23 protein-coding genes are annotated in these 25,421 nt (G+C 38.6%); 6 read left to right on the forward strand and 17 right to left on the reverse strand.

Going from position 1 to position 25,421, the window contains the following annotated elements:
• The coding region (locus AC00Y6_RS14710; RefSeq protein WP_474491368.1) for a cyanophycin synthetase family protein at positions 1–940 on the reverse strand (940 nt) is incomplete at its 3' end.
• Between the two features lie 548 nt (positions 941–1,488).
• On the opposite strand from AC00Y6_RS14710, the gene AC00Y6_RS14715 reads away from it, so the two are divergent.
• Complete coding sequence (locus AC00Y6_RS14715) at positions 1,489–2,262, forward strand: XRE family transcriptional regulator (RefSeq protein ID WP_474491369.1); 774 nt, start codon at positions 1,489–1,491, stop codon at positions 2,260–2,262.
• Positions 2,263–2,572: 310 nt separating this feature from the next.
• Here AC00Y6_RS14715 and rsgA read toward each other — a convergent pair whose 3' ends face one another.
• The 8 genes from rsgA to tamL form a co-directional block, all read right to left on the reverse strand.
• Positions 2,573–3,499, reverse strand: a complete 927-nt coding sequence (gene rsgA / locus AC00Y6_RS14720; RefSeq protein ID WP_474491370.1) for a ribosome small subunit-dependent GTPase A — start codon at positions 3,497–3,499, stop codon at positions 2,573–2,575.
• Positions 3,500–3,621: 122 nt separating this feature from the next.
• On the reverse strand, positions 3,622–4,701 hold the full coding sequence (locus tag AC00Y6_RS14725; protein ID WP_474491371.1) for a chorismate mutase: 1,080 nt from the start codon (positions 4,699–4,701) through the stop codon (positions 3,622–3,624).
• A 404-nt stretch (positions 4,702–5,105) separates the two neighbouring features.
• Positions 5,106–5,672 carry a hypothetical protein gene (locus AC00Y6_RS14730; RefSeq protein ID WP_474491372.1) on the reverse strand — a complete coding sequence of 189 codons (567 nt, stop codon included), beginning with the start codon at positions 5,670–5,672 and terminating at the stop codon, positions 5,106–5,108.
• A 59-nt stretch (positions 5,673–5,731) separates the two neighbouring features.
• Positions 5,732–6,814 (reverse strand): DNA polymerase III subunit gamma/tau, encoded by a 1,083-nt coding sequence (gene dnaX, locus AC00Y6_RS14735; protein WP_474491373.1) that lies wholly within the window; start codon positions 6,812–6,814, stop codon positions 5,732–5,734.
• Positions 6,815–7,209: 395 nt separating this feature from the next.
• Positions 7,210–8,439: a 2-oxoglutarate dehydrogenase complex dihydrolipoyllysine-residue succinyltransferase gene (gene odhB, locus AC00Y6_RS14740; protein WP_474491374.1), complete on the reverse strand. Its 1,230-nt coding sequence runs from the start codon at positions 8,437–8,439 to the stop codon at positions 7,210–7,212.
• Positions 8,440–8,500: 61 nt separating this feature from the next.
• On the reverse strand, positions 8,501–11,311 hold the full coding sequence (locus AC00Y6_RS14745; RefSeq protein ID WP_474491375.1) for a 2-oxoglutarate dehydrogenase E1 component: 2,811 nt from the start codon (positions 11,309–11,311) through the stop codon (positions 8,501–8,503).
• 127 nt (positions 11,312–11,438) lie between these two features.
• Positions 11,439–12,473 carry an SRPBCC family protein gene (locus tag AC00Y6_RS14750; protein ID WP_474491376.1) on the reverse strand — a complete coding sequence of 345 codons (1,035 nt, stop codon included), beginning with the start codon at positions 12,471–12,473 and terminating at the stop codon, positions 11,439–11,441.
• A 12-nt stretch (positions 12,474–12,485) separates the two neighbouring features.
• Positions 12,486–15,077: a translocation and assembly module lipoprotein TamL gene (gene tamL, locus AC00Y6_RS14755; RefSeq protein WP_474491377.1), complete on the reverse strand. Its 2,592-nt coding sequence runs from the start codon at positions 15,075–15,077 to the stop codon at positions 12,486–12,488.
• Here tamL and AC00Y6_RS14760 point away from each other — a divergent pair.
• Entirely contained in the window at positions 15,063–15,791 is a 729-nt protein-coding gene (locus tag AC00Y6_RS14760) for a TrmH family RNA methyltransferase (RefSeq protein WP_474491378.1), read from the forward strand. The genes tamL and AC00Y6_RS14760 overlap by 15 nt on opposite strands.
• A gap of 21 nt (positions 15,792–15,812) precedes the next feature.
• Here AC00Y6_RS14760 and AC00Y6_RS14765 read toward each other — a convergent pair whose 3' ends face one another.
• From AC00Y6_RS14765 to AC00Y6_RS14775, 3 genes are all read right to left on the reverse strand, one after another.
• The gene (locus AC00Y6_RS14765; RefSeq protein ID WP_474491379.1) at positions 15,813–16,304 is read right to left on the reverse strand and encodes a phosphoribosyl-ATP pyrophosphatase; all 492 of its coding nucleotides are present in this window, start codon (positions 16,302–16,304) and stop codon (positions 15,813–15,815) included.
• Positions 16,305–16,306: 2 nt separating this feature from the next.
• The gene (locus AC00Y6_RS14770) at positions 16,307–16,615 is read right to left on the reverse strand and encodes a phage holin family protein (RefSeq protein WP_474491380.1); all 309 of its coding nucleotides are present in this window, start codon (positions 16,613–16,615) and stop codon (positions 16,307–16,309) included.
• 92 nt (positions 16,616–16,707) lie between these two features.
• Positions 16,708–17,085, reverse strand: a complete 378-nt coding sequence (locus tag AC00Y6_RS14775; protein ID WP_474491381.1) for a YtxH domain-containing protein — start codon at positions 17,083–17,085, stop codon at positions 16,708–16,710.
• Between the two features lie 225 nt (positions 17,086–17,310).
• Between AC00Y6_RS14775 and AC00Y6_RS14780 the strand changes: the two genes are divergently transcribed.
• On the forward strand, positions 17,311–17,829 hold the full coding sequence (locus tag AC00Y6_RS14780) for a DUF421 domain-containing protein (RefSeq protein WP_474491382.1): 519 nt from the start codon (positions 17,311–17,313) through the stop codon (positions 17,827–17,829).
• Between the two features lie 42 nt (positions 17,830–17,871).
• Here AC00Y6_RS14780 and pncA read toward each other — a convergent pair whose 3' ends face one another.
• The 4 genes from pncA to pyrH form a co-directional block, all read right to left on the reverse strand.
• Positions 17,872–18,477 (reverse strand): bifunctional nicotinamidase/pyrazinamidase, encoded by a 606-nt coding sequence (gene pncA, locus AC00Y6_RS14785; RefSeq protein WP_474491383.1) that lies wholly within the window; start codon positions 18,475–18,477, stop codon positions 17,872–17,874.
• Between the two features lie 120 nt (positions 18,478–18,597).
• Positions 18,598–20,223, reverse strand: coding sequence for an L-glutamate gamma-semialdehyde dehydrogenase (pruA, locus tag AC00Y6_RS14790; RefSeq protein ID WP_474491384.1), 1,626 nt, complete (start codon positions 20,221–20,223; stop codon positions 18,598–18,600).
• Positions 20,224–20,373: 150 nt separating this feature from the next.
• Positions 20,374–20,928, reverse strand: a complete 555-nt coding sequence (gene frr, locus AC00Y6_RS14795; protein WP_474491385.1) for a ribosome recycling factor — start codon at positions 20,926–20,928, stop codon at positions 20,374–20,376.
• A gap of 84 nt (positions 20,929–21,012) precedes the next feature.
• Positions 21,013–21,720: a UMP kinase gene (gene pyrH, locus AC00Y6_RS14800; protein WP_474491386.1), complete on the reverse strand. Its 708-nt coding sequence runs from the start codon at positions 21,718–21,720 to the stop codon at positions 21,013–21,015.
• A gap of 189 nt (positions 21,721–21,909) precedes the next feature.
• Between pyrH and porQ the strand changes: the two genes are divergently transcribed.
• Together porQ and cmk are read left to right on the forward strand one after the other, a co-directional pair.
• Positions 21,910–22,926, forward strand: coding sequence for a type IX secretion system protein PorQ (porQ, locus tag AC00Y6_RS14805; protein ID WP_474491387.1), 1,017 nt, complete (start codon positions 21,910–21,912; stop codon positions 22,924–22,926).
• A gap of 77 nt (positions 22,927–23,003) precedes the next feature.
• The gene (gene cmk, locus AC00Y6_RS14810) at positions 23,004–23,675 is read left to right on the forward strand and encodes a (d)CMP kinase (RefSeq protein ID WP_474491388.1); all 672 of its coding nucleotides are present in this window, start codon (positions 23,004–23,006) and stop codon (positions 23,673–23,675) included.
• 177 nt (positions 23,676–23,852) lie between these two features.
• Here cmk and AC00Y6_RS14815 read toward each other — a convergent pair whose 3' ends face one another.
• The gene (locus AC00Y6_RS14815) at positions 23,853–24,926 is read right to left on the reverse strand and encodes a glycosyltransferase (protein ID WP_474491397.1); all 1,074 of its coding nucleotides are present in this window, start codon (positions 24,924–24,926) and stop codon (positions 23,853–23,855) included.
• 235 nt (positions 24,927–25,161) lie between these two features.
• On the opposite strand from AC00Y6_RS14815, the gene AC00Y6_RS14820 reads away from it, so the two are divergent.
• Positions 25,162–25,416: a hypothetical protein gene (locus tag AC00Y6_RS14820; RefSeq protein ID WP_474491389.1), complete on the forward strand. Its 255-nt coding sequence runs from the start codon at positions 25,162–25,164 to the stop codon at positions 25,414–25,416.
• The last annotated feature ends 5 nt before the right edge of the window (positions 25,417–25,421 follow it).

Consider the following 25,421-nt stretch of genomic DNA (forward strand, 5'->3'; position numbering starts at 1 on the left):
AAAAAAATAATACTTTTACAAAAACAAAAAGTTGCACTAGCAATTTGAGACCACCCTTTTCTACAATGACTTTGCGGGAATATTTCTGGGCGTGCTCCAGACCAATTTTCGCAGACTCGTAATCTTTTACATTGATGGAAGCGCCCTTTCCGTGATTACCGTCCAACGGTTTCAGCACCAGCGGGTAACCAATTTTACGGATTACGTTTTGCAAACCTTCTTCATCCACAACCAGATCTCCGGAAGGAACAGGGATTGCTGCATCTTCCAGCATTTTCTTGGTAAGTTCCTTATTACAGGCAATGTCAACGGCAATACTGCTGGTATTTCCTGTAATCGTAGCCTGAAAACGTTGCTGGTTAATCCCATAACCCAACTGCACTAAGGAATTTTTGCCCAACCTGATCCAAGGAATTTTCCGTGATGCGGCTTCTTCGACAATACTTCCCGTAGATGGTCCAAGCCTTTCTCGCTCCCGAATCTCCTTCAAAGTCTGGACACAGGACTCAATATCATAATGTGTTGCGTTAATCAGCGATTCTGCGATTTTTACAGCCTCTTCCGCAGCATAGATCCCGGCCTGCTCTTCGATGTAATTGAAAACAACGTTATAAGTGCCCGGCGTTTTGGTCTCTCGGGTTCTTCCAAAGCCGACATCCATCCCCGCAAGCGTTTGTATCTCCAATGCAATATGTTCTATAACATGACCCATCCAGGTGCCCATCTCCACTCGTTTGAAAAACCCACCTTCTGTCCCTTCGGAGCATCGGTGTGTGTATAAGGAAGGCAACAAAGTTTCTATCCTTTCGCGGAAACCCAGTATTTTGTTGGTAGGCTGATGCTCGGTTTCTTGCAGGTTCAGCCGCATTTGAATCAGTTTTTTCCGGGTAATGCTCCAGATATTAGGTCCTCTCAGAACCTGTATTTTTTCTATTTTCATATATAGTCAGAAGATGCTTTATTATAAAAACCTCGGTATCAGAAATATCCGAGATATTGGTAGCTAACGGTATAATAATCCATCAACTTAATCAAAGATACTGCAAATTGTAAATAAATCGGGAAGAAATATTTTATTATGAAGAAGATCTACAATATCTTAAAAGAATTTAAAGATAATATGTGATTAACAATAATTTTTCTAACCCATTCACTTTAAAAATGTAAGGGTATTAAGTGGCAAATTAAAAGCACCAAATTCCTTTTATAAAGTTGGAAAAGATTAAGGTTTTTCCAATTGTAGATTGAACACATAGAACTGTATATGTTGAAAGTTTATGCTAAATATTTTTGCTTTCAAAATTTAAAAATTTGTTGAAGATTAAAACGCCATCTTCATAAATACAAATTAGAAACTCTATAGCATATAATTGTTTATGTAATTTTACAAATAGAGAATAAATACATGGTTAATTGCACGATTCAATTTTCAAAAATAAATACAATTTGTATCAAATTTAATTATATTTGTTGATACAAATTATATCAATGTCAAAATTAGCTGAAAACATACGCTTTCTGAGAAATAAGAAAGGCTTGTCCCAACAAAAGATTGCAGATGAACTGGTGATCACCCGTGGAAGATATGCCAAATATGAAGATGGGCGATCCCAGCCACCGATTGAATTGCTGATAAAGTTGTCACAGTTTTTTAAAATAAGTATAGACCTACTCTTGACATTAGATCTTGAGAAGTATCCAGCGGACGATCTCATTAAACTATCTGGAAATCGAGTGCTTTTGCCCATCACGGTTACTGCAGATGGCGACAACCAGATTGAAATTGTTACCGAAAAAGCATCGATGGGTTACCTCAACGGATACAGTGATCCGGAATATATTGAGAGCCTACAGACCATCTCTCTACCTTTTTTGCGAAACGGAAAATTCAGGGCATTTCCCGTTAGTGGCGATTCTATGCCACCTTACAATGACCATACTTTTATTGTGGGAAAATATATAGAGGATTTATCTTACCTTAAAACAGATAAAACTTACATCTTCGTTACCGATGAAGGCATTACTTACAAAAGGTTTCAGTTTCATGAAACAAATTTCATATGTGTAAAAGCCGATAACAGTTTCTACGAACCTTACCAAATTCCGCTTGCCGAAATTAAAGAGATATGGGAATTTGCTTGTGCCATTTCGACTGAAGAATTTGATCCGGGAGACATCAATATTCAAAATGTTAAGGACCTATTTCTTGAGATTAAAGGAGATCTCAAGAAGATTAATACAAAAATGAATAAAAATAGTTAGGCTTATAGCTACCTAATATTTGGCAATAACTTAGCAATTAGAATTTGAGCCGCTATATAGGGCTTTCAATCAATGACAAATACAAGTATAAAATAGTGAATTATTATATCTATGAGTCTGATTATAGTGTCGAAATTATATGATCTTTGACAAGTGAGTAAATGTTATTTTTCACAGTTAATGTTTAATAGGGTTATGAATGAATCTTGACAAAAGATACAATAACTTTTTTGTCACATTAGGCTGGAAATTTCAAAAAATTTATAAAGCACATAAAAAAGATCCCACAATTATTAGATTTTGGGATTTTTTATTTTTGATTAATCTCTTCGGCTTCTTCCATCAGTTTAAGATAGGTAATATATCTGCTTTCCGCTATGTCACCAGTTTCCAAGGCTGCAATCACCGCGCATTTTGGCTCATTGATGTGCATGCAATTATGAAATTTGCATGCCCTTCCAGTTTTAAAAATCTCCGGGAAATAATGCTGTATCTCATCCTTTTCCACGTCGATCATGGCAAATTCCCGAACGCCAGGTGTATCTATCACAGTGCCTCCAAAATCCCAAAAGTGCATTTGCGCAAACGTTGTGGTATGTTTTCCTTTGAGATGCGTGTCAGAAATCTCACCAGTCCTAAGGTCTAAGCTGGGTTGCAAAGCATTAACCAAAGTTGATTTTCCACAACCAGAATGCCCAAAAAACACCGAAGTTTTATCTTTAATTTTATTCTGAAGCCTATCAAGATTAAGCCTAGAATAAGACGAAATCTCCAACGTATCATAACCAATATTCTGATACATTGCATCAATATTTTGAACAATTTCCTGTTCCTCGGCTGAAAGGATGTCTATTTTGTTGAAAAGAATCAACGCAGAGATATTGTAAGCCTCACAACATGCCAGAAAACGATCCAAAAAACCAAGTGATGTTTCCGGAAATTTAAGTGTATAAATAAAACAGGCAATATCAATATTAGAGGCAATAATATGAGCTTCTTTTGATAAATTAACCGACTTCCTGATCAAATAGTTTTTTCTAGGAAATATTTTTGTAATCCAAGCCACATCATCCTGTTCCAGAGAGAATTCTACCTCGTCTCCTACCGCCAGCGGATTGGTAAGGCGCGTTTTTATCAATTTAAATTTTCCGCGGATCCGTGCTTCGAAAACAGCTTTGGTTTCTGATTCCAAAACCTGATACCAGCTTCCGGTTGATTTGATGATGATTCCTTTCAAATAGTAGAATTTTGTTTGTGGCAAATTTACTATAATTATTGTATTAAAAATAAAAATCCCTTCCCAAGTTAAAGACTTAGAAAGGGATTGGGTTTAGTAATTATCTAAATGTTGTGGATTGATTATTTATCAATCATAATATGATTCTGAACTTCGATACTTTCCTCGTGGATTGCTTTGAAAACTTTCTCTATAAAATCTTGAGACATTCCTGTTTCAAAAGCTTTTTGATTAGCATATTCGGTGATGATTTTCCAACGCTCCGGCTGGAAGATCGCGATATTGTTTTCTTTCTTCAAAATTCCGATTTTTTCAGAAATCCGCATTCTCTGAGACAGCAATTCAATCAACTGGAAATCCATATCACTGATAAGCGTTCTGTGTTTTCCCATCTCATCTTCGTAACCAGAAATATCAGAATTACGGATCTGAAGATTATTGATCATATCAGCCAAAACCTCCGGCGTAATCTGCTGCGCTGCATCACTCCAAGCTTCATCCGGATTGCAGTGGCTTTCTATAATCGCACCTTGGTAACCTACGTTGAAGGCCTCCTGAGCCACGCCAGCCAAACCTGTCCTGTTACCACAGATGTGTGAAGGGTCTATAAATAAAGGGATATTTGGGAACTGATTTTTAAAATCCAAGGCAATCTGCCAGTTCGGGATATTCCTGTACTTAGTTTTTTGATAAGTTGAAAATCCCCTGTGGATGGCACCCAAATTCTCAACACCTTGGCCTAATAATCTTTCCAAAGCACCAATCCAAAGTGCCAAATCCGGGTTGACCGGGTTCTTTACCAGAACGGGTTTGTTAGTTCCTCTCAAGGCCTGGGCAATTTCCTGAACTGTAAACGGGTTAACCGTTGATCTTGCACCAATCCATAGGATATCTACATCTGCCTCCAATGCTGCAAAAACGTGGTGGGCATTAGCCACTTCAGTAGCCGTTTTAAAACCGTATTCTTCTTTTACCTTTTTCAGCCAGTTAAGACCAATCACGCCAACTCCTTCAAAACCGTTTGGTTTTGTACGTGGTTTCCAAATCCCGGCGCGAAAAGCCGAAATCTCCGCTCCACTCTCCTTTAGCCTTTTGGCTGTCTCCAACATTTGCGATTCGCTTTCTGCGCTACAAGGTCCTGCAATAATCATTGGACTTGGGAACTCCTTTATCCAATCATTTTTTAATTCGTTTAAGTTCATTTTATTTTTATAATTGTTAGTTAAAATAATGCAATAGTTGATCTGTTATAAATTTTAATTTATAATTCCTTTCAAAAAATACCGTTTAAAAATCCTTAAATGTGATACGGAAAATGAAATAATCCGCGTTTTTTTGAGAAAGAAATTCAGTTACTTAAACCAATAAAATCGGTAATAGGTTCTGAAAATTCTGTGATAAAATCCAAAAAAGCTAAATAACCCGCCCCAATAAAAGGCAGATTCTGTAGTTGTAAAATATGGAAATTTGTTCGATTCCATTTGTTTAAATCCTATAATTAAAGGATCTCTAGCTTGTTTTGATTAATAATTTTCTTCTGTTTCCAGAGAAATCTTTAACAAATATATAAATTTCCTGTAAGCTGCAAAATATAATTGCATTTTATTTAAGTTAAATCGAATTTCATCAGGTCATCCAGATCTTTGAGCAAAGGATTGATCTCAGCAAAACGCTCAAAAATCTTACGCTTGGTCATAATTTCCTTTTTAATCGTCCGGTCCATCGCGTAATCCACATCAATTTTAAAATTGTTGACTTTCCTCTTAAAATGGTTGAAAAATTCATTACTCAACCTATCAAATTCAGATTTTGCCGTTTCGGAAGAATATTTGACTACAATTGTATTTTCGTCATCCTTTTGCAATTTAAAACTGCTGATGGCATTGTAAGCAAACGTATTGGTTTTGGAAAGGTTTTTGAGGAAAAGTTCCCAGGCCTGATCCAACTCTGTTTGTGAAAAATGATCAGACGGCAGGTTTTCATCTTTGACCTCTGCCAGCGCATCTTTCACTACTTCCTCTTTTTTCTCTAAAGCTGCTTTGATGCTGAACTGTGACCCGTGATTAACTTTGTTAATAGGTTCTGATGCTTTTTGGATGACTTTTTTGGGTTCTTCAAAAGAAGATTTGGGTGAGGGTGAATCAGCCGTTTTTGACTCTGACTTAGCTGTCAAAGCCTGATTTTGATTTTCAGATTTAGGTATAAGATTAGCCTCGAGAAGCGGGGCTAATATCAGGAACTTTTTTTTTTAGCTTCCAAACCTGCAGTGAGACTGGATAATTGCATCAAGGCAATCTCCACCGTCAGTCTTGGGTTTTTTGAATTTTTATAATTAATGTCGGCAAAGTTGCAGATTTCGATGCCGTCAATTAATTGTTGGGCAGACCATTTCTGAGATTGTTCTGCAAATTTAGACTTGGTTTTTTCACCAACTTCAATCAGGTTCAGTGTTTTTGGATTTTGAGCCATCATCAGATCCCGGAAATGGTTTCCCAATCCGGCAATAAAAATATGCGGGTCAAAACCTTTTTTAACAATCTCATCGAAAGCCGTCAACACTCCCGGAATATCATTGTCTTTAGCCAGATCAACGATTTTAAGGTACTGATCATAATCTAGAATATTAAGGACTTCCGCAGCCTTCTCCAGCGTGATGTTTTTCTGGGAAAATGTGCTAAGCCTGTCAAAGATAGACAAAGCATCTCTCAAAGCGCCATCCGCTTTTTGAGCAATCAGATAAAGTGCATCATCCTCGTAATTAATACTTTCTTTCTCCGCAATTTTTCTCAAATGGGCCTGGATATCCTCGATTGTGATCCTTTTGAAATCATAGATCTGACATCTGGAAAGAATCGTTGGGATAATCTTATGTTTCTCCGTTGTAGCAAGGATGAAAATAGCGTGTGCTGGCGGTTCTTCCAAAGTCTTCAAAAATGCGTTGAACGCTGCCTGAGACAACATATGAACCTCATCGATAATATAAACCTTGTACTTTCCTACCTGAGGCGCAAAACGCACCTGATCTATTAATTCCCGGATATCATCTACCGAGTTGTTGGATGCGGCATCCAGCTCATAAATATTAAAAGCAAAGCCGTCATCATCCGCCGCACCGGATTTTTCGTTGATTTTCCGGGCAAGAATCCTGGCACAGGTCGTTTTCCCAACACCTCTCGGACCACAGAATAACAAGGCCTGAGCCAACTGGTTTTCATCAATGGCGTGTTCCAAAGTATCGGTAACGTGGGATTGCCCAACAACAGTATCAAACTCTTGCGGACGGTACTTGCGTGCGGATACGATGAAATTTTCCATTGTTCAAAAGTAAGGATTAATTGTGAATTTTGGAAATGGTTTTTAGTTTTGTGGGAATATTTTTTGAACACAAAGTCCTCAAAATTTCTTTCTTTAATTGAAAATATTTTAAGTTCACAAAGGCGTAAAATTATAAAAGTTTCATAATCTACGTAAGTGGGTTTTTATTTTCACTCGTATATTGAAACCAGCAAGCCCGACTTAAACGGAAATCGCTTTTTTGCGTGGATGTTGTTTCGACTTAAACAAAAATCGTCTGCAAAAAAGATTGACTACCTTGAACCACTTCGTTAGGTTTGGGAGTTGAAGGCGGATTGAGCTGCCCAATAATTATCACCAACAAAAAAAGAGAACAAAAAATGTTCTCTTTTAAATTATATGTTGAATGTAATTTTTTACAATTCCAAGGCTTTTCTTTCGTCTCCGCCCATCAGGAATTCTACAGGGTTGTCGATTGCTTCTTTCACAGCAACCAAAAATCCTACAGATTCTTTCCCGTCGATAATTCTGTGGTCATAAGACAATGCCACATACATCATTGGCCTGATGACTACCTGACCATCAACGGCTACCGGTCTTTGGATAATGTTGTGCATACCCAAGATAGCGGATTGCGGCGGGTTGATAATTGGCGTAGACAACATAGAACCAAATGTACCACCATTGGTAATGGTGAATGTACCACCAGTCATCTCGTCAAGGGTAATTTTACCATCTCTCACTTTGATCGCCAAATCTTTGATATTAGCTTCTACACCTCTCAAAGTCATGTTTTCTGCATTTCTAAGGACAGGAACCATCAATCCTTTTGGACCGGAAACCGCAATAGAAATATCGGCAAAATCGTAATTGATTTTATAATCACCATCAATGGAAGCATTCACGTCCGGATACAGCTCCAATGCTCTGGTAACCGCTTTTGTAAAGAAAGACATAAAGCCCAAACCAATGCCGTGTTTAGCAATGAATTCTTCTTTATACTGCTTTCTGATTCTGAAAATTTCTGACATGTCAACCTCATTAAAAGTTGTCAACATAGCCGTTTCATTTTTAACAGAAACCAATCTTGCTGCCACTTTTCTTCTGAGAACTGAAAGTTTTGTTGTAGACTGACCTCTGTTTCCGCCAGCAGGCGCCGTTCCCATAGCAGGAACCGAAGCCGTTACAGCATCTTCTTTTGTAATCCTGCCATCTCTGCCTGTACCTGTTACCTGGCTAGGAGCGATTCCTTTTTCATCAAGGATTTTTTTGGCAGCAGGTGAAGGAGTCTGTGCAGCATAAGAATCTGTTTTAGGAGCTTCCGCTTTTACCGGTGCAGGCTCTTCTTTTTTAGGCTCAGCTTTCGGTGCTTCGGCGGCCGGTGCAGATCCACCTTCCGGTTTTGCAGCATCCACATCAATCAGGCAAACTACCTGCCCTACCTGTACCACTTCGCCTTCTTCAGCTTTTAGGGTAATTACACCACTTTGCTCCGCAGGAAGTTCCAGTGTTGCCTTATCAGAATCTACTTCTGCAATAGGCTGATCTTTTTCTACATAATCACCGTCCTTTACCAGCCATGTAGCAATTTCTACTTCGGTGATAGATTCTCCAGGTGAAGGAACTTTCATTTCTAATATTGACATACTTATGATTTTTTTAATTTAACACAGCAAGTGCTGAGTATTTTATAGTTTATTAATTCGATTAAGCTTTAACAGGTTTTTCAACAACTTCTGCGCTGGTCTGGAAAACCTGGGAAATAATTTTGGTTTGATTTTTTTCAAACATTTTATGGCTTCCCGGTGCCGGAGTTCCGCTGGCTACAGGAGAAATTACCTGAATACCTGTATCACGGAAATTTCTAAGGATAAAACTCCATGCGCCCATATTTTCTGGTTCTTCCTGTGCCCAAATCAGGTCTTTTCTGTTGCTATATTTAGCAAAAACAGCATTGATTTTTTCCTGATCCAATGGATAAATCTGTTCCAGTCTTACCAATGCCACTTTGTCGTCATTAATTTCTTCTTTTTTCGCTAACAGGTCATAATACAATTTACCTGTACAAAGAACCAAACGTTCCACTTTTGCAGCGTCTGCCGTTGGGTCATCCAATACAGCATGGAAACTTCCAGTGGCCAGATCTTCTAATGGAGAAACCACTTTTGGATGTCTTAATAATGATTTTGGAGTCATCACCACCAATGGTTTTCTGAAGCCAAATTTCATCTGTCTTCTCAACAAGTGGAAGTAGTTAGCCGGTGTTGTGATATCTGCCACGATAATATTCTCGTTGGCACATAGAGCTAGGAATCTTTCCAGTCTTGCAGATGAGTGCTCAGCACCTTGACCTTCGGAACCATGAGGAAGAAGCATCACTAATCCGTCCTGAACTTTCCATTTTTCCTCGGCCGCCACCAAATATTGGTCTATGATAATCTGCGCGCCGTTGGCAAAATCACCAAACTGGGCTTCCCAAATCGTTAATGTTCTTGGGGCTGCCATGGCATAACCATAATCAAAACCAAGTACGCCATACTCTGACAAATGTGAATTATAAATATCAAAACGCTGATCGTTAACATGTTTTAAAGGTACATATTCTTCCTCTGTATCTTCGGTTTTTACAACGGCATGACGGTGGGAGAATGTTCCTCTTTCTACATCTTCCCCAGAAATCCTCACGTTGTAACGTTCCGTAAGCAATGTGGCGTAAGCCAAAAGCTCACCCATTGCCCAATCCAGAGAGTCATTATCTACCATTTTCAACCTGGCATCAAACAATCTTGTAATTTTGTTAATGAATTTTTTTTCCGCAGGCAAAGTAGAGATTTTAATAGCCAGCTCTTTAAGTTTGGCTAAGTCATAAGTGGTATCTACTCCTACATTCACGGCACCTTTTGCACCGTTAGGGAAATCCGTCCAGTCATCTTTCATAAAGACGTCCATGGTATTCCGTTCGATTTCTTTGGAAGCATCAAAGTTCTCATCTAGCAAAGCTTTGAATTCTTTTTCCATTTTCTGCAAAACTTCATCAGACACTACATTCTCTTTAATCAAAAGATCTTTGTAAATCTCCCTTGGGTTTTGATGTTTAGAAATCAGTTTATATAGATTGGGCTGTGTAAACCTTGGTTCATCACCTTCGTTATGCCCATATTTTCTGTATCCCAAAAGATCGATGTAAACATCCTTACCAAACTGAGAGCGGAAGTCTGCGGCAAACCTGATAGCATGTACAACCGCCTCTACATCATCCGCATTGACATGCATCACGGGAGAATCGGTCACTTTTGCAATATCCGTACAGTAAATCGATGATCTTGCATCCAGAAAATTGGTAGTAAAAGATACCTGATTGTTAACCACGATATGAACTGTGCCACCGGTTCTGTAACCTTCGAGGTTCATCATCTGAGCCACTTCGTAAACAATACCCTGCCCTGCAATGGCACCATCACCATGGATGACGATTGGCAATACTTTACCAAAATCATTTTTGTAAGTATTATCAACTTTAGCACGGCAAATCCCTTCTACCAGAGATGCTACAGTTTCTAAGTGAGAAGGATTCGGTGTCAGGTTGATTCTTACCTCCTCGCCATTGGCTGTAGTTATTTTTTTGGAAGATCCCAAGTGGTATTTTACGTCACCTGAGAAAACGTCTTCTTCAAATTCTTTACCTTCGAACTCAGAGAAAATCTGCTTGTACGACTTTTGGAAAATATTAGTCAAAACATTAAGACGGCCTCTGTGAGCCATCCCAAGAACCACCTCGTCTACACCCAGTTGGGAAGAACGGGTAATCAGCTGATCCAATGCAGGAATCAACGATTCTCCACCTTCCAGCGAAAAACGTTTCTGCCCAACAAATTTGGTATGAAGGTAATTCTCAAATGCAACAGCCTGATTCAGTTTGAAAAGAATTTCTGTCTTTTCTGCCGCTGAAAGGCTGGCATGGTTTTCATTAACGTTTACCCATTGCATGATCCATTTTTTCTCCTCCACGTTTTGGATGTGCATAAATTCAACACCAATGGAATCGCAATAGATATGCTGTAGATGTGTAATGATCTCCTGCAAAGTAGCTGGTCCTGCCATACCAGTTTGTATCGCAGAATTGAACTTTTTATTGAGATCTTCTTTGGAAAGACCAAAGTTTTCTATATCCAGTGTTGGAAAGTAATGACGCCTCTCCCTTATTGGATTTGTCTTTGTGAAAAGATGTCCTCTGGAGCGGTAAGCATCAATGAGGTTGAGCACCATAAATTCCTTTGCAATATCATCGGAAACGGTGTTGTTAGCCACAGCCTGCTGCGCATACTGCACGGGAGCAGAAGCACCTGCATTAGCATTATCGGCAGAATCATCATTATTGTAATGTTCCAGCGCAAAATCAAAACCCTGGAAAAAAGCTTTCCAAGAAGGTTCTAATGCGTCTGGATATTTTTGGTACTGCGCATACATGTCATCTATTAGCTGAGCATGTACGGCATTTAGAAACGAAAATTTATCCATTATTACAGATTATCTGTTAAAATTTTAATTTTTATGTAGTTGCCAACAAATTTACTAATTTTTTGTTGACTGGCATTTGGATGCAAGATTTATTCCGATAAATATAAGTGATTTTTATCAGATTATATTATCGATAGACCGGCAAAGACAGTTTTAATTTTACAGGCTGATTTTCAAAAGGTTCTTCCAAAAATTCTTCTATAAGCTGCCCATTTCGCATGGTATCTTTTTTTGCCTTTTTAAGTAATTCCTGAACACTCTGTACCCGGTTGTTGTAATTGCCCTGATAGTAGATTGAATAAACTGTCCCAGCGTTTAGCGTATGGAAGGTAAAATTGTTATCACTTACGGCAATTCTTTTGGGTAGCGGCACACCATAAAAGTAAGAGACTTCTTTATCCTTAAGACTTGCAGGATTAGTAAGGAGAATCGGGGTGCCAAATTCGTCATCTTTTTTACCAAGATCGGAACGAACATAGTTGACCACCTTGCTGTGGTTCATTATAATATTTTTAAAAAGCAGATCTTTGGTATTTTTTGAACTTACATTCACACCCAACAGCAAACCGCCATCCTGGTGCTCTACCATAATACTATCATATTTGATTGATGCCAGCTTTTGATCTTTATCTACCTTATTACCAAGAAGCTGGTACAGGTTTTTCATACTTTTATCAATGTTATCAACAAAAAAATCTTCTGTAATCAGATTAAGTGATCTTTGCAGATAACTTCGCTTTGGGGTATGCACATTCCATATCAGTTGAGTTTTGTCACCCTGAGGAACGAATTTTACATCTATTAGATAAGGATTATCATTATCGCCTTCAAAAAGTTGGTAGCGTAATGTCCTGCCAGGATTGGAGTATCGGATAAATAGATCTCCGTTCACTTCGTTATCTTTATCAGAAAACTTCATAGCACTTCCCAACCCTTCATAAGGTGTAAAATAGGCAAACGACAAATCTTTTTTCTGAGCAAAATAATCATTCCATACAGAAAAATTCTGCAGGTTGTTAAATTGAGGAAATACTTTATCTATGGGATAATTAATCTCTGTCTGATGTGTAAAACTCTTACTGTCATCTACAAAATTCATAGATATGGAGTAAGCACCAAAAAGACAGCAAGACAGGATTAATATAATTTTTAGCCAACGCATAAATAGATATTATTAGAAAGGATAACCAATTGCGAAATTAATTGTGGGTTTTAGTGGCTTGATTTTATCAATCACCCACCGCTGCCCTTCCGGACGGTTTGGGTCGTGGATTTTATAAGCCATATCCAGCCTCAGGTTTACGTAAGCAATATTAATCCTAAGACCAAACCCACTGCCCACACCCATTTGGCTGATAAATTTTTTAAATTTAAACTGATCCCCAAACCCGGTATCTTTTAGCCCCCAGATATTGCCGGCATCTGTGAAAACAGCAGCTTCAAACATATCTGTAAGCGGTATCCTATATTCTATACTGGTGGTAAGTTTCACATTATCCATAGCATAGGAACGAACTTTTTCATCCAACTGGGAATCTGCAGGTCCAAGACCACCAAAAGCTACCCAAGCACGGATATCATAGGAACCTCCATTAAAATAAGACCTGATAAAGGGCATTGCTGAAGAGTTCCCATATGGGATTCCAATCCCAACAAGTTGCCGAAAAGCCAATGTATGAGGCTTGGCTCTGTCATTAAAAAATGAAAAATATTTCCTAAAATCAAAATCAAACTTCACAAACTGCGAAAATGGAATCTTAAATATGGTCTTAGAATTACCCGAAACCACACCGTTTTCGCTCTCTTTTCCCGATAGCATATTGAGAATATTACCTGCCAGTTCTATTTTTCCGCTAAAGAATACAGGATTACGGTATTCTTTTTTACCCATTTCATTATAAGTATAATTATAAATCATCGAGGATATGATGACGTCTTGGGTTTGGCGGTCTTTATTAATAAGGGATTGCCTAAAACTGTTGATAACATCCTGATTTTCGGCAGGTATAGAAGCCAAAAAAGCAGGATCATTAACAATGATTTTAGAAATCTGATCATAAGAATAATTAGATGGATTAATATCTGGGTGTAAATCCTTGTACCAATTAAATACAGTATTCCTTATGCCGTCTTCCGCCGGAAAATAGTTGTAATATTTATCTTTGTTCTGGGTAAGACTCAGCTGAGTATTAAAAAGGGTTAACTTGTGCTGCACGCGGTCACTTACATTAGCGTAGTAAGACAATCCAGTATTAAAGTTGATACGTCCCAGGCCAATATTATTCTGCACAGATGCCCCCAACGTTAAGCTTGTAATTGGTGAATAACGCTTGGGAATGACTTTCCAGTAATTTTTAAACGGCACAAAAAGTCTCGGAAACTGTAATGATGTTTGCGCTGAAAGTTCGTACGCATTGAACAGGGCGTTGTCCTTCTTAGGATCCTTTGTGGTACCAATAATCCCGGAAAAACTGGTAATAAGATTTTCCGCACCACCAAAAACATTACGAGTGGTAAGATCTACAGAAGGTGAAAAACCAAAATTGAGAATTTGAGAATAATGCACGTCCGTAGCCACACTGAATTCATATTTTGGCAGTGGCCGCAGCACATATTCTACATCCACAATACTATCACGTTCTGCCGCTGTACCTTCTTTACGAAGTTCATCCGTAGCTTTCAGGATTGTAAAATTATTCATCGAAATAAGGTTACGTCTTGTGAGATCAAGATTGGCCTGGCTGTACACTTCGCCATGTCTCAAGGTAATAGGTAACCAAAGGGCTCTCACCTTGTAAGCGCTATCCCTCCTCAAGATGTTGATTCCCCAAAGACTATCCTTCAAAGGTAGTTTATCGGTATTAGAACCTCTTATTAATGAAACTTTTATATTTCCAATAGTTGCTTTACGGTATGGTGTTCCAACTGAATCTTTAACAATATTCATGGTCATCGGAACATTTTTACGGCTTTGTAAAGAATCGGCTACAAAGTAGATATCTTGATTATCATTGTTAAATTTGTAGTAACCCTGCTCGCGCATCAAGTCGTTGATTCTGGTAATTTCCTTCTCCAAAACCGTCTCATCAAGAATCTGATTTTTCTTAACCAGGCTTTTATCCAATTGCGTTTCATAGATGCTTCTTATACTGGCATCAGGAATATTGTAAAAATAGTCTTTTATAAAAGTTGGATCTTTATGCGTAATTATATAATTGACCTCGGCCTTTTTCGCCGCAGAATCTTTTTTAACATCCGTTTTCACTTCCGCATCCCAATAGCCACGATTTATCAATCGGTTGTTAATACTTTTGGCACTTTGCTTGGTTTTTCCATCGCTATAGATGACAGGTGCCTGCCCCACCGTATGGAAAAAACGGTTCCAGAAAAGATTTCGCCCCACAAACTCTGGATGGTCATATTTAATGAATAATGAATCCCGAAGTTTTTGATTACGCATCTCATTGGGATAGGTCATATATTCTTTGAGGATGGTATCATATTTGGGATTAGCCATATTGTAAAGACCCAGTCCCAAAGGAAAAAACAAGAGCGTCTTCTTGTTTGGCTTTTGTGCCACAAGATCTGGGATTTCCCCACCGAAAATCTTACCATCTGTGTAATCAAAATTATTTTTGGTAAGAAGATAATCACCATCTGGTACTTTTTTGGTCACATTACAAGCCAACAAAAAAACACTTAAAATTGCGGCGTAATAAAATATATGATATTTTTGAAAATATTTGTTAATATGCTTACGGCTCATACTATAAAGATAATACAGTCTCTGGACAAGAAGAAATACAGGCAAAAATACAATTTGTTTTTAGTTGAAGGTAATAAAATCATAAAAGAACTCCCAGATTCTGATTACCAGATTAAGGAACTTTATTCCTTAGATCCCGATCAATTGCCTTTTCAAACGGTAAATGCGGAGAAAATCACCTCCGCAGAACTTAAGAAAATAAGTTTTTTGCAACATCCAAAAGACTCTGTGGCTATATGCGAACTTCCATCAGAATCTAAGATAATAGATGCAGATATCCAGATTGTATTGGACGGAATTCAGGATCCGGGAAACCTTGGGACTATCATCAGACTCGCTGACTGGTTTGGTATTTCACAGATTATTTGCAGTCATGACACCGTGGATCTCTACAATCCAAAAGTCATCCAAGCCACTATGGGATCTTTTCTCAGGGTGAATGTCTGCTACACAGATTTGGAGAATTATCTCTCTAATTATCAATATCCTATATTAGGAACCGATATGACAGGCGATAATATTTATAAAATAAAATATCCAGATAAGTTTTCACTGGTATTTGGTAATGAAGGAAATGGCTTGCGCTGCACAACAGAAAAATTAATCAGCCAAATGGTTACAATTCCAAGATTTGGAAGAAATCAATCAACGGAAAGTCTTAACGTTTCTATGTCGGCGGGAATTATATTGGGAAACATTTTCTCCCAAAGATAATCTAAAGTTACTGAGCTGAATCTATATTAATTTCTCCATGCTGGATGCGGCTTGCTGCCTTTGATAATCATCCAGCTTTTTTCGCACGAATCTTAATGCGTAAGGTGCCAAATAAACCATTCCCAATCCAATCAGCTTTCTTTTCCAGTTTTTGTTCATAACACTTTTTTTGGCAAAATTACCAACCAGTGCAACAACGCCCATTTTGATTGTGGTTTCCAATAGGCCAGATGAAACACTATCCTTTGCAAGACCAGCCACGTTTTTTTTGGAGGCAGATTCTTTGATTCCCTCAGATATTTGATGCATAATACCTTGTGTATCAATAGAAACACTTGTGCCGCCATCGGGGTTTATACGTTCTTTCAAAAGGTTATCTGTAAAACCATGAGTCAGGATGCCTAAGCTTTCCTTTTTATCCTTAAAGGTCAGGATATCTTCCAAATTTTCAATTTCGGTTTTAAGCAATTTTTTGTGAGCGCGCAGCTCCTTAATATTTTTATAGTCGCTCATAATTATTGTTTTAGAAAATCAATCACTCTATTAGCCACCGAATTCACAATGACTTTTTTCATTAAGATGACAAGCAGAATTACTAGGAAATAAAACCCTGATACAATCAAAAATCCATAGGATATATTACCCAAAGCCTCGCCGATCAAAAAGGCAATTCCAAAATTAAAAAGAATAATAAAAAAAGTGAAAGCCACAAGAATAATCGACAAAAAGGCTACCACACCGGCAGATAGAGAAGATTTCTCCGTTACCTGAAGCTTAATCAGCTCTATGCGTTTTCCCAAATAATCTTTTATAATTTCTACCATAATAGTCGGTTTAGTCAATATTTAATCAGGATTCAGTTTACAAAAAAAGGAACTTAGAAACTAAGTTCCTTTTTGCAGAATTATTTAGAGAACTATTTAAGCCCCTCCAATTCAGATTCTACATCTTTTACAACATCAGATGTTTTGGAAACCACCTGATCTTTATACTTATCGTAACTGTCTTTCACCGTATTTGCGACATTATTTGCTGTTTCCTTAAACTGTGAAGACAAAGCATCATATTTATCTTTAACGTTAGAAGACACTTCAGAATATTTATCTTTTAGTTTGTCAGATGTTTTACTGTATTCATCAACCGCCTTATCTTTGAGATCATTGGCTTTATCCTTGATTTTTTTTCTGGTTTCTTTACCTTCTTCTGGTGCATAAAGCAATCCCAAGATTACACCAGTTGCAGCTCCTGCTAAAAGTGCAGCCAATACCGCTGCGGAGTTTGATTTTTTAGACATTGTTATAATTTTTTAAGTGATTATTAAATGGTTGTTAACAAGTCTAAATTTACAACTAAAATGCCAAAGAAAAAACTATGCTCTTAAAATTTTGTTAAATAAATATTTAATCGGTAGTGATCTCAATCAAAAATCAAAAATAAACTACTAAAGCGTAATTTTAATAATTGCACTCATTAGAATTTCAACTTTTATCCTAACTTTATCTCCTTAAATAAAAAATCCTTGAATCCTATTTTAGATATTGTGCTGCGCTCTTTAGCTGTGTACGCCTTTATGGTGATTGCCGTAAGAGTTTTTGGTAAAAATCAGTTATCCCAGCTCAACGCCGGCGATGTCATCCTCCTGCTGCTGATAAGCAATGCGGTACAAAATGCCATGGTAGGTTCCAACAGTAGCTTGCAGGGTGGCCTAGTTGCGGCAGTTGTCCTGTTTGTGGCCAACTTTATACTGAAAAAATTTATTTTTAAAAATCAAAAAATTAAAGAACTGATTGAGGACAGACCTTATATCCTTATCAAAGATGGCACTGTTTTCCCCGATGTTCTTAAAAAAGTTCAAATTTCAGATGATGAGCTGGAAGAAGCCGTACACGAACATGGTATCGAGAAAATCAGTGAGGTTAAGCTTGCCATCCTTGAAGTGGATGGCAACATAAGCGTCATATCCACAGACAAACAAAATGGTCAAACCCATTTCTCGCGACACCGCTTCAAACTGAGAAGAAAACTGCGTAATGAATAAAAAAGACCGGTTGTAATCCGGTCTTAATCATTTGTGAGAATATTATCCCAATATCGTTACACCCTGCTCCAGCATATCGTAGATTGCATTTTTGCCGTTCTCTGGTTTTACGTTGACGGCTCTGGTTCCATTGAAATGTACGCAGGTCATAAATCCGGCATTCACCGCATCTAGGGCCGTGAATTTGACGCAATAATCCAGCGCAAGACCTACAATCTCTACCAACTGTATGTCATGGTATTTCAGGAAATCTTCAAGACCGGTTTTCATAAAATGGTTGTTATCCTGAAAACCGCTGTAACTGTCTATTTCTGGGTTCTTCCCTTTCTGAATAATGTGCGTCACTTTGTCCCTATTGAGATCTTTATGAAACTCTGCTCCAAAGGTACCCTGAACACAATGATCCGGCCACATAAACTGCGGAACGCCATTGAGTGATATGGTTTCACCTACACTTTTACCATTATTGGACGCAAAACTCTTGTGGTTGGCAGGGTGCCAGTCCTGAGTCAGAACCACCTGGTCATAATCATTTTCCTCCATCAGAAGGTTGATGTAAGGGATTATGCTGTTAGCATCGGGAACAGCCAGTGCGCCGCCTTCGCAGAAATCATTTTGAACATCTACTATTATAAGTGCTTTTTTCATATGTAATAAAGGAATTGGGTTGATATAAAAACAAAATGTCATTCTGAAAGAATCCTGCCAATTATAAAATTGACGATAAGATTCCTACAGAATGACAAATTGACTTAATTTAGGATGATCTTATCCCAAATAAGGGTATTTATAATCTTTTGGTGAGACAAAAGTTTCCTTGATACTTCTTACAGACACCCAACGCAGAAGGTTCATTTTTGAACCGGCTTTGTCATTGGTACCGGAAGCTCTGGAACCACCAAATGGCTGCTGCCCTACTACCGCACCTGTTGGTTTATCATTGATATAGAAGTTACCGGATGCATTTTCCAATGCTTTGTAAGCCTCATCAATCGCGTATCTGTCCTGCGCAAAAATAGAACCCGTCAAAGAATATTGTGTAGATGTATCCACAAGTTTCAAAGTCTCGTTCCATTTATCGTCTTCGTAAACATAGATGGTGAGGATTGGGCCAAAGATTTCTTCAACAATACTTTCGTAAGACGGATTAGATGTTTCTATTACTGTTGGGTTTACAAACCAGCCTTTGGCATCGTCATACTTCCCACCAATAATCACTTGGGCATCACTGGCCGCATTGGCCCTGTCTATATAACCTTTGCATTTCTCGAAAGAATTTTTATCAATCACGGCATTCACAAAGTTGGAAGGATCTTCCGGAGAACCTATTTTGATGGTTTTAATCTGCGCTTCCATCACGCCTTTTACATCATTCCAAAGAGATTGAGGAATGTAAGCCCTGGACGCTGCAGAACATTTCTGCCCCTGATATTCGAAAGCACCTCTTACCAATCCGGTAGCCACAGCCTCCACATTAGCAGAAGGGTGAACCATCACAAAGTCTTTTCCTCCGGTTTCGCCAACAATCCTTGGGTAAGATTTATAGTTATGGATATTGTCGCCAATCATTTTCCACATGCCTTGGAATACTTTTGTAGAACCTGTGAAATGAAGGCCTGCAAATTCGTGGTGCGCTAAAACTTTTTCCGCAGTCTCTTTTCCATCGGTAAAAATCATATTAATCACACCATCAGGAAGTCCTGCTTCTTTCAGCACATCCATAATCACTTTGGCAGAAAATACCTGCTTGTCCGATGGTTTCCAAACCACCACGTTCCCCATCAAAGCCATACACGCCGGCAAGTTTCCGGATATAGCAGTGAAGTTAAACGGTGTAACCGCAAAACAAAAACCTTCCAGCGGACGGTATTCTACACGGTTCCAGATGCCTTTTTCAGAAACGGGCTGATCTGCATAAAGCTCGGTCATAAACTCTACATTGAAACGCAAAAAGTCTATAAACTCACATGCAGAATCGATCTCTGCCTGATGAACATTCTTGGACTGTCCAATCATTGTTGCAGCATTGATAACATCCCTGTAAGGTCCTGCCAAAAGGTCAGCCGCTTTTAGGAAGATCGCAGCACGCTGTTCCCACCCTAGCGCATTCCACTTGGATTTGGCAGCCAAAGCCGCCGCAATAGCTCTGTCTACATGAGATATATCTCCTTCATAATAGAAGCCAAAATCATGTTGGTGATCCTGAGGTGAGCTTAGTTGTATTTTTTTATCTGTTTTAACTTCTTTACCACCAATCACCATTGGGATCTCAGCTTTCTCTTTCCACAATTTTTTATAAGTTGCAATCAGGCTTTTAACTTCTTCGGAGCCTGGTGCGTATGATTTTACAGGTTCGTTGATAACGGCCGGAACCCTGGAAATAGCTTTAGACATATTTTTAATTTTTAGATTTTCACAAATTTACGATAAGGATTCTAATCAACCAATGGATTCTATTTTTTATTGAATCGAATTGATGAGAATTGCTATAAGTGAAAAACCCACAGTAATCTGCGGGTTTTTATGATTATTTTTTTTCTAAGCTTACACTTTAAGTATTTCAGCCTCTTTCACTTTCAGCTGGTCTTCTGTCTTTTTAACGTAAGCATCCGTCAGTTCCTGGATTTCTTTCTCTGCTCCTTTTATAAGGTCTTCGGAAACACTTTCCAGTTTTTTAAGTTCTTTGTTTCCGTCCTGTCTGGCATTTCTGATAACCACTTTGGACTGTTCAGATTCGGCTTTAGCCTGTTTGGCCAGTTCGCGTCTGCGTTCCTCGGTTAATGGTGGTACATTCAGGATGATAACATCACCATTGTTTGACGGTGCAAAGCCCAGGTTGGAATTGATGATAGCTTTTTCTATGGCACCAATGGCAGATCTGTCCCAAGGCTGGATAGAGATCGTCATGGCATCTGGCACGGAGACATTAGCCACCTGATTAAGCGGTGTCAAAGATCCGTAATATTCCACCATCACATCTTGCACCATGTTGGTAGAGGCACGCCCGGCTCTGATTTTTTGAAAAGCATGATCCAAATGCTTTACTGCAGCATCCATCTCCAGCTTTACCGATGCTACAATGAGTTCTAATTCTTCCATTGTATATTTAAAATTTGATTATTGACAGGTGTCTTTTTTTTATAAATGATAGTTGATAATCGATAAATAATCAATTACTTAGCACTATACGTTAACGAGTGTCCCGATATTCTCGCCTTCTATCAACCTTTCCAGGTTACCGGCTTTGTTCATATCAAAGACGATGATTGGCAGTTTATTCTCATGGCTAAGTGTGAAAGCAGTCATATCCATTACCTTCAGGTCTTTTTCGAAAACCTCTTCAAACGACAGGCTGTTGAATTTGACAGCATCGGCGTTTTTCTCCGGATCGCTATCATAGATACCATCTACCCTTGTCCCTTTAAGTATCACATCAGCATCAATCTCTATGGCACGCAATGTTGCTGCGGTATCTGTGGTAAAGTAAGGATTACCTGTACCTGCACCAAAGATCACCACACGCCCTTTCTCCAAGTGGCGCACCGCTTTCCTTTTGATAAAAGGCTCTGCTACTTTATCCATTTCTATGGCAGACTGCAATCTTGTGATAATCCCGGCATCTTCCAATGCGCCCTGCAAAGCCATCCCGTTGATGACGGTAGCCAGCATGCCCATATAATCACCCTGAACGCGGTCCATCCCCTTGGCGGCACCAGCCAAGCCACGAAAGATATTACCACCACCAATCACGATGGCTATTTCGCAGCCTTTGTCCACCGCTTTTTTAATTTCGGCGGCATATTCTTTTAGCCTGTCGTTATCAATACCGTATTGGCGCTCACCCATCAAGGCTTCTCCGCTTAGTTTAAGAAGGATTCTTTTATATTTCATTATATCTGTTGCTTAATGTCATTGTGATGAAGCTATGGCAAATTGCAAAACGCTATTAAGCATTCATTTGTAATCAATGTCCAATTTATTTCATTTTTTGACTGTGCAAATATAATGAAAGCTACAGAATTACGTTAATGAAAAAGATAGTCTGCCAAAAATTTTGACAGGCATCAAAATAGATTATTTTTGCAAAGACAAAAGCGTGTGTTGAAGAAGTTTTACAGTCTCCTTTTATTAACAATATCCGGCGTAGCCTTTTCGCAGACAGGCACCACGGTTTATCAGTTCCTGAATATCCCAATGTCCCCGAGGCAGGGCGTATTGGGCGATGCGGTATCCGTAAGGGATTATGATGTTAATTTTACGGCGGCCAACCCGGCGCTGATGAACCTGGAGATGGATAATATGGTATCCGCCAACTATGCCTCTTTCCTGGCCGGAACCAAAATTGGCAGCCTTGCGTATGTAAGGGATCTTGGCGAAGGCCACCTGATGTCTTTCAATGCCAAATATATGGATTATGGCAGCATGCCAAGAACCGACGAAAATGCCAATATCAACGGCGATTTTTCTGCGATGGATGCCGCCGCTGGCATAGGCTACGCCTACCAGTTTGAAGATGACTGGACGATAGGCATCAATGCCAACTATATCACTTCCAAGATTGACACCTACACCTCCTCAGCCATTACCGCAACAGCAGGTGTTACCTATTACTTTGACAAGTCCCATGAGACGCTAGCTTTGGTATTCCGTAACTTTGGCTACCAGATTCGGCCATACAATGGTGTCCGTGAGAGGCTCCCTTTTCGCGTAGACCTTGGCTACACCAAGATTCTGGATGGATTTCCCGCTGCCCTCACCATAACGGCGCACGACCTACAACAATTTGATATTTCGCCTGCCACCAACATTAATGGTCAGGAAACTTCCTTTGGGCGAAAAGTGCTGGATCACCTGTCCTTTGGTGCAGAATTATTCCCTGGTCAGCCTTTCAACATCCGTTTTGGCTATAATGTTAAAAGAGGTGGCGAGATGGCCGTGCTGGATCAACGGAACTTTACGGGGCTGTCTGCAGGTTTCAGCCTAAAGATTTCTTCTTTCCGGTTTGATTATTCCCATATGCGCTACCATAACGCCTCCAACGTCAACATGCTAGGCCTTACCATGGACCTAATAGAATTGGGCGGAAACCGCCGCTAAGTCAGTCAAAATGAGCGATACTCAATTATCAGAGAAATTAATTTTTATTTTTTTCTAAGACTCATTACATTTGCACAATGACAACAAAACCTGTAATCGCTATCGACGGTTTTTCCTCTACTGGGAAAAGTTCTATCTCTAAAATTATTGCTAAGAAACTGGGACTCATCCACATGGATACAGGAGCTTTATACAGGGGGATTACCTACTTTGCGTTGCAAAACTGTACCAATGACAACCGCCAGATTGACATCCCGCAGCTAATTTCCAGACTGCCAGACATCAAGTTGGAGTTCCAAGATATTGATGGTGAACTGCAACTTTTCCTTAATGGAGTCAATATCAACAAGGAGATCCGCTTCCCTCAGGTTTCTGACAACGTAAGCCAAGTTGCCAAAGAGGCACAGGTGAGAAATTACCTGTTACAAACCCAGCGGGATATTGCTTCCAAAGGTGGTATTATTATGGATGGCCGCGACATAGGCACCGTAGTGCTACCTCATGCCGATTACAAATTTTTTATGACGGCCAGCCAGGATGAGCGTGCCCACCGCCGTTTCCTGGAGCTTGAGCAGGCCGGAGAGCAAACTGACCTTGAAACTGTGAAACACAACCTCGTCACCCGTGACAAGATTGACAGCGAACGCTCTATATCGCCTCTCAAACAAGCCGAAGATGCCATCCTGATTGACAATACCGATATCAACCGTGAGCAGACCGTTGATCTGATATTGTCTTATATCAAATAACTCCCAATAAAAAAATAATGAATATTATCTTACTCTGAAAATGATTAACATCGATAATTTTTTGTGAGTCTATCTGGCAATTAAAGATGTATTTTTACTTATGTTACTTACAAAACATATCTTGTAAAATTCTAGTAACTTGGGACATATAAACCACATAACAAAACATAGATTTAACTACAAGTTCCAGAGAAGATCATCATATTGTTTCATAATAATGCCTTTATCAAATCTACATCTAATGGCTTCAATGATATTCTCCTGGCTATGATCTTCACGTAACGCCTTTAAAATGGCGGATGCAAAATCATCATAATTTTCAATATCAACAATTTCACCATTAATACTAGTTTTTATTATCTCATTGATACCGCCGGGGCAATTGTTGGCAACAGAATAAACACCACATACACCTGCTTCCAGAAGTACGTTAGGGAAACCTTCATATCTGGAAGAAAGAATAAAAAGATCTGCATATTTGAGATATTGGTACGGATTACTTTTTTTACCATGAAAAAAAACATGATCTAGGCCAAGCATTTCCTTTATTTTAAGGAGTATATCCTTGTCTTTCCCATCACCCAGAATATGAAGCATAATATTTTGATCTTTTAGCCTAGAAAAGACTTTTAGGAGATTATCAAATCCCTTTCTAGCAGAAAGATTACCAATAGCCACCACATTTTTATGTTGAGAAGAAAACTCTTGTGGCCTTATAGATTCCGTTAGTTTTTCATTGATAAAACTAACATCTACGGGATTATTAATCTTAACAATTTTCTTTTTTTTAACGCCAAAATTTTTCAACAAATCATGCTGCATGTCATTGCTCTGAGCAATAATCTTATCATAGGCATTATAAAATTTGTAGAAAAACCTAATCTCCCTTCTGGTAACATGTTTGGACACCACATTGGTTTCTCGGGCAATAAACTTAGTATGAGGAAAAAGTTTTGTAAAAGGCGCTAGATAAGCATTAATTTCACCAAAACCAGTAAATACAATATCGGGTTTTCTGCGTTTGATTTCTAGAAGAATAGGTTTTAATGAATGTCTTATCCTAGGTGTATCAATATCTATAATTTCAACATCAGGACTTAACAGATCAAGGTAGGCTCCCTGTTTTCTCAATAATAATATAGCAGGCGCATATCGCTCCCTTGGCAAATGGTTGGCCAGCGTAGTTACAATACGCTCCGCACCGCCAGCCTCCAGATCGGGCAATATGAAAATGATTGACTTTTTCATCAGTCACAGATAGGCTTAACTAAAATTTGATTATCCAAAATTACAAAACAGCTGGCAAACTTCCTATATTTTAAACATTTTTGGTCAAATATCAACAGTAAAAACAAAATGTATTAATCACATTACTATTTTCAAGGTATAACCACTATCAAATACACAATAAAACATAAAAATTAATTTTGAATTTACAATCCAATTCAAATCTATTTATTAAATTTGTTTATAAACTCCTAAAGCTATGAGATACAAACTGTTAAAAAGGAATAAGATTTTCCGTTCAGATTCTCATTCTCGTTTTATACAATGGATGAGAAAAACGGACCTTCAGCAATGGAATGATAACAAAGATTTTATGCAAGGTTACGCCCATAGGAAGTCCACATTCGAAAATATGTTTATACGCTATGAGAATGAAGATGTTTTTGTAGAAGATCTGCAAAAAAATAACCTTTTGAAAATCGAATCTTCAAAAGGTTTATTTGGTTTATTTTAATCAAA

The organism is Epilithonimonas sp., from assembly GCF_056329745.1.

What these genes read in the sequence shown, in the direction of transcription:
- AC00Y6_RS14715 (WP_474491369.1), top strand. Translation starts at nt 1,489, where the DNA reads ATGTCAAAATTAGCTGAAAACATACGCTTTCTGAGAAATAAGAAAGGC.
- AC00Y6_RS14725 (WP_474491371.1), bottom strand. Translation starts at nt 4,701, where the DNA reads ATGAACTTAAACGAATTAAAAAATGATTGGATAAAGGAGTTCCCAAGT.
- dnaX (WP_474491373.1), bottom strand. Translation starts at nt 6,814, where the DNA reads ATGGAAAATTTCATCGTATCCGCACGCAAGTACCGTCCGCAAGAGTTT.
- odhB (WP_474491374.1), bottom strand. Translation starts at nt 8,439, where the DNA reads ATGTCAATATTAGAAATGAAAGTTCCTTCACCTGGAGAATCTATCACC.
- AC00Y6_RS14745 (WP_474491375.1), bottom strand. Translation starts at nt 11,311, where the DNA reads ATGGATAAATTTTCGTTTCTAAATGCCGTACATGCTCAGCTAATAGAT.
- AC00Y6_RS14750 (WP_474491376.1), bottom strand. Translation starts at nt 12,473, where the DNA reads ATGCGTTGGCTAAAAATTATATTAATCCTGTCTTGCTGTCTTTTTGGT.
- AC00Y6_RS14760 (WP_474491378.1), top strand. Translation starts at nt 15,063, where the DNA reads ATGCTTACGGCTCATACTATAAAGATAATACAGTCTCTGGACAAGAAG.
- tamL (WP_474491377.1), bottom strand. Translation starts at nt 15,077, where the DNA reads ATGAGCCGTAAGCATATTAACAAATATTTTCAAAAATATCATATATTT.
- AC00Y6_RS14765 (WP_474491379.1), bottom strand. Translation starts at nt 16,304, where the DNA reads ATGAGCGACTATAAAAATATTAAGGAGCTGCGCGCTCACAAAAAATTG.
- AC00Y6_RS14770 (WP_474491380.1), bottom strand. Translation starts at nt 16,615, where the DNA reads ATGGTAGAAATTATAAAAGATTATTTGGGAAAACGCATAGAGCTGATT.
- AC00Y6_RS14775 (WP_474491381.1), bottom strand. Translation starts at nt 17,085, where the DNA reads ATGTCTAAAAAATCAAACTCCGCAGCGGTATTGGCTGCACTTTTAGCA.
- pncA (WP_474491383.1), bottom strand. Translation starts at nt 18,477, where the DNA reads ATGAAAAAAGCACTTATAATAGTAGATGTTCAAAATGATTTCTGCGAA.
- pruA (WP_474491384.1), bottom strand. Translation starts at nt 20,223, where the DNA reads ATGTCTAAAGCTATTTCCAGGGTTCCGGCCGTTATCAACGAACCTGTA.
- frr (WP_474491385.1), bottom strand. Translation starts at nt 20,928, where the DNA reads ATGGAAGAATTAGAACTCATTGTAGCATCGGTAAAGCTGGAGATGGAT.
- pyrH (WP_474491386.1), bottom strand. Translation starts at nt 21,720, where the DNA reads ATGAAATATAAAAGAATCCTTCTTAAACTAAGCGGAGAAGCCTTGATG.
- cmk (WP_474491388.1), top strand. Translation starts at nt 23,004, where the DNA reads ATGACAACAAAACCTGTAATCGCTATCGACGGTTTTTCCTCTACTGGG.
- AC00Y6_RS14820 (WP_474491389.1), top strand. Translation starts at nt 25,162, where the DNA reads ATGAGATACAAACTGTTAAAAAGGAATAAGATTTTCCGTTCAGATTCT.